The organism is Paenibacillus sp. oral taxon 786 str. D14, from assembly GCF_000159955.1.
Taxonomy (GTDB): domain Bacteria; phylum Bacillota; class Bacilli; order Paenibacillales; family Paenibacillaceae; genus Fontibacillus; species Fontibacillus phoenicis.
Genome location: NZ_GG695973.1, coordinates 374944 through 378749 on the forward strand (window position 1 = coordinate 374944; position 3806 = coordinate 378749).

The 3806-nt window shown below is 52.7% G+C and carries 4 protein-coding genes; all 4 read right to left on the reverse strand.

The genetic code is table 11. The features are described 5' to 3' along the window. Window positions 1-168 precede the first annotated feature (168 nt). The 4 genes from POTG_RS08390 to POTG_RS08400 all read right to left on the reverse strand — a co-directional run bounded on the left by POTG_RS08390 (window position 169) and on the right by POTG_RS08400 (window position 3675). Window positions 169-636: a hypothetical protein gene (locus tag POTG_RS08390; protein WP_036644727.1), complete on the reverse strand. Its 468-nt coding sequence runs from the start codon at window positions 634-636 to the stop codon at window positions 169-171. A gap of 26 nt (window positions 637-662) precedes the next feature. Next, a complete protein-coding gene (locus POTG_RS24275) occupies window positions 663-830 on the reverse strand; it encodes a hypothetical protein (RefSeq protein WP_009224403.1) in 168 nt (55 codons plus the stop codon). Window positions 831-1019: 189 nt separating this feature from the next. Beyond that, entirely contained in the window at window positions 1020-1472 is a 453-nt protein-coding gene (gene dtd, locus POTG_RS08395) for a D-aminoacyl-tRNA deacylase (protein WP_009224404.1), read from the reverse strand. 25 nt (window positions 1473-1497) lie between these two features. Then, window positions 1498-3675 (reverse strand): RelA/SpoT family protein, encoded by a 2178-nt coding sequence (locus POTG_RS08400; RefSeq protein ID WP_009224405.1) that lies wholly within the window; start codon window positions 3673-3675, stop codon window positions 1498-1500. Window positions 3676-3806: the final 131 nt, after the last annotated feature.

Below are 3806 nucleotides of genomic sequence, written 5' to 3' on the forward strand. Positions count from 1 at the left end.
CCCGAGACGCGAAAAATGTCTACACAAAGAAAAAAACCTGTCACCAACGGGGTGCAGGTCCAAAAGGTATTATATTAAAAAGGGGGTCATGCCGTTATTATAAACAAGCAATGTTAAGGGAACATGTATCTAATATTACAGTTATATTACAAGAACCCTTATCCCCGGCTATTCCGTTACAACATAGCCCCCATGCTCGCGTAATTTCCGCACGACCGTCTCATAATCGCTGTCCTTCACTTTTGCACTAAGAACATATTTCCAACCCTGCGGCTCGTCACCCGTTGTGATGGGAGGTTTCGATGTGATCAGTTGCTCTCCGTCTCCCATCGCTTGGCTGCGTTCACCATCTAACGTATCGCCGGTATTGTCTTCTCCCAAAGCTACCACGGGCAGCACGCTCTGCACGCCGCGTACCATACCGGGTACAGGGACAACTCCCGGGTTGTTTGCGCCTGATGCGCTGATCACCCCGTTATTTAGAGGCAATAACGTAACTTGAAACTCATCGTCTTCGCCCCATTCATTCGACACATTTCCTGCTTCAACCGCATTCGTGTTGTAAGCCCGCAGGGTGATACGTGCACCTTCTACTTGATCTTCTGTATTAAAATAGGCCTGAATATGTCTGGCCATAACCGATTCCTCCTTCATTCTCAGCATCAACTTCCGGGTCGAGGGAGCCATTCGGCAGAGGGCCGGGTCTCCTGCATCATCGGTTCAAATCGCTCCGGTTCGGCCAGCCGGGCCGTCATCCGGGCTTCGCTGCGGTGTCCCGCCGTCATGAGCGGAGAGGATTGCCAGTCTCTCGATTTCGCGGATTGGTGCATGTGAGCATCTCCTTTGGTCGTCAAGCTCTTTATCACAAGGTTGTACCAAAATCGGTCCGCTTATCCTATAGAACCCGAAATCTTGCGTGAAAATGGAGGAAATTTGTCCATATCGTCCCGTTCCGTTAACGCAAAAAAGGGGCAAGACGCAAAATTACTACGTCTTGCCCCGCTCTCAAATCCTTGCAGTTACCCCTCGCTACTAGGGCTGTCCACGATCAGGGTCACCGGACCCCAATTCGTCAGCTGAACGTCCATATCGGCGCCAAACATACCGGTTTCGACCGTCAACCCTTTCGCCCGAAGCAGCTCGTTAAACCGCTCGTACAGCGGCTCCGCCGTTTCCGGCCGGGCCGCCGCCATGAAGTTGGGCCGTTTGCCCTTGCGGCAATCACCGTACAAGGTAAACTGGGAGACCGACAAAATCGCCCCGCCGATCTCCGTAACCGCCAGGTTCATCTTGCCTGCTTCGTCTTCAAATATGCGTAAGCCGGAGATCTTCTCCGCCAAATAGGCGGCATCCTGCTCGGTATCCTCATGCGTCACGCCAACCAACAGCATGAGCCCCGGTCCGATCGCCCCTACCGTCTCTCCCGCTACGACCACGCGCGCCTCACGGCAACGCTGCACAACCACTCTCATCTTGGTTTGAATCCTTTCCTATCTGCTACTGCATAATCCGGTGAACCGTGTACACATCCTTCACCCGTTTGATCTTCTCCACAACGGATTGCAGATGATCGGTATTCCGAATCAGAATCGTCATATGCACCAAAGCCATTTTGTTCTTATCCGACCGCCCCGAGACGGCCGAAATATTCGTTTTGCTTTCCGACACAGCCTGCAGCACTTCGTTTAAGAAGTTACGACGGTCGTGCCCGGTAATTTCGATATCGACACTGTAATTCGCTTCGATCGAATCTTCCCATTCCACGTCGATCACACGCGCCGCCTCTTCGCCTTCTCCTCCGCTCGGGATGTTCGGACAGTCGCTGCGATGCACGGATACGCCGCGGCCGCGGGTGATGTAACCAACGATCTCGTCGCCAGGTACCGGATTGCAGCATCTAGCAAACCGCACCAGCAAATTGTCGATCCCCTTCACGACGACGCCGTTCGTTGGGCGATGCCGGCGTTCTTCCGGCGCTTTCACTTCTTTGACCTCGGTGGTCAACTCGATGTGCCCGGCCGCTTCCTCCTGCTCCTTGCGCAGCTTCTCGGTCAGCTTCGTCACGACTTGGGAGGCCGTGATCCCGCCGAACCCAATCGCCGACAGCATATCGTCGATGTCGTTGAAGGCATACTTCTTCGCCGCCTCCAACAGCTTGTCGTCGCTCATCCACAAGGAAGGCTCAAGCCCCGCCCGCTTCAGCTCGCGTTCGATCGCTTCGCGTCCTTTTTCCACGTTTTCTTCGCGTTTTTCCTTCTTGAACCATTGCTTGATCTTGCTGCGAGCATGGGAGGATTGCGCAATTTTGAGCCAGTCCTGACTAGGTCCGTACGAGTGCTTGGAGGTCAAGATCTCCACGATGTCCCCGGTTTTCAGCCGATGATCCAGCGGGACGATCCGTCCGTTCACCTTGGCCCCAATCGTACGATTGCCAACTTCCGTATGGATGCGGTACGCGAAGTCCAGCGGCACGGAGCCTGCCGGAAGCTCAATGACTTCCCCGGACGGCGTAAACACAAACACCAGGTCCGAGAAGAAGTCCATTTTGAGCGATTCCACGAATTCAGAAGCATCCTTGGCTTCATGTTGAAGCTCCAGGATTTCGTTAAAGAACGTAATTTTGTTCTCGAGACCGCTCGTCCCTGCGCCTTCCTTGTAGGCCCAGTGCGCGGCAATCCCGTATTCTGCCGTCCGGTGCATTTCCCAGGTGCGGATTTGAACCTCTGTAGGTTCCCCGTTAGGCCCAACGACCGTCGTATGCAACGACTGGTACATGTTCGCCTTCGGCATGGCGATATAGTCTTTAAACCGCCCCGGCATCGGCTTCCATAACGTATGGATGATCCCCAGGGTCGCGTAACAGTCCTTGATATTGTCCACGATGATACGGATGGCCAGCAGATCGTAAATTTCGTTGAACTGCTTGTTTTTCATCGTCATTTTCTTATACACGCTGTAAATATGCTTGGGTCGCCCCGACAAATCCGCTTGGATGCCCATTTCGTCCAGCTTCTCGGCGATACGGGCGATCACGTTCTTGATGTATTCCTCGCGCTCCGCCCGTTTCTTGCGCATCAAGTTGGCGATCCGGTAATATTGCTGCGGGTTCAAGTACCGCAGGGCAATATCCTCCATTTCCCATTTGATGGCGGAGATCCCGAGCCGGTTCGCGATAGGGCAGAAGATTTCCAGCGTTTCATATGCAATCCGGCGCTGACTCTCCTCGGACTGGTATTTCAAAGTCCGCATGTTATGCAGCCGGTCCGCCAATTTGATGACGATGACGCGGATGTCTTGTGCCATCGCAATGAACATTTTACGGTAGTTCTCGTTCTGCTGCTCTTCTTTGGATTGGAATTTGATCCGCTCCAGCTTGGTTAAGCCGTCAACGAGCAATGCACAATCACTGCCGAAATGCTCCTGTATCTCCTTTAAGGACACTGTCGTGTCTTCCACCACATCATGAAGCAAGGCCGCAATGACCGACAGCGCATCCATTTGCATGTTCACTACAATATCCGCTACGGCCAAAGGATGTAGGATATAAGGTTCTCCGGATTTGCGAACCTGTCCGTGATGGGCTTGATCCGCAAACTCGTACGCTTCCCGAATCCGCCTCAGATCCGGTTCCTTTATATAGGCAGACGCCTTTTCGAGTAATTGCTCTATGCCCATTGAGATCCTGTTGATTCCTTTCTATATGAAAATATACTGAAAAAACGCATACAAGAGCATAATTCGCCTCATTTTGATTTCCTATAATTATGCCTCTTGCGTTCCCTCACGTCAACTCCAGGTATTGTCTT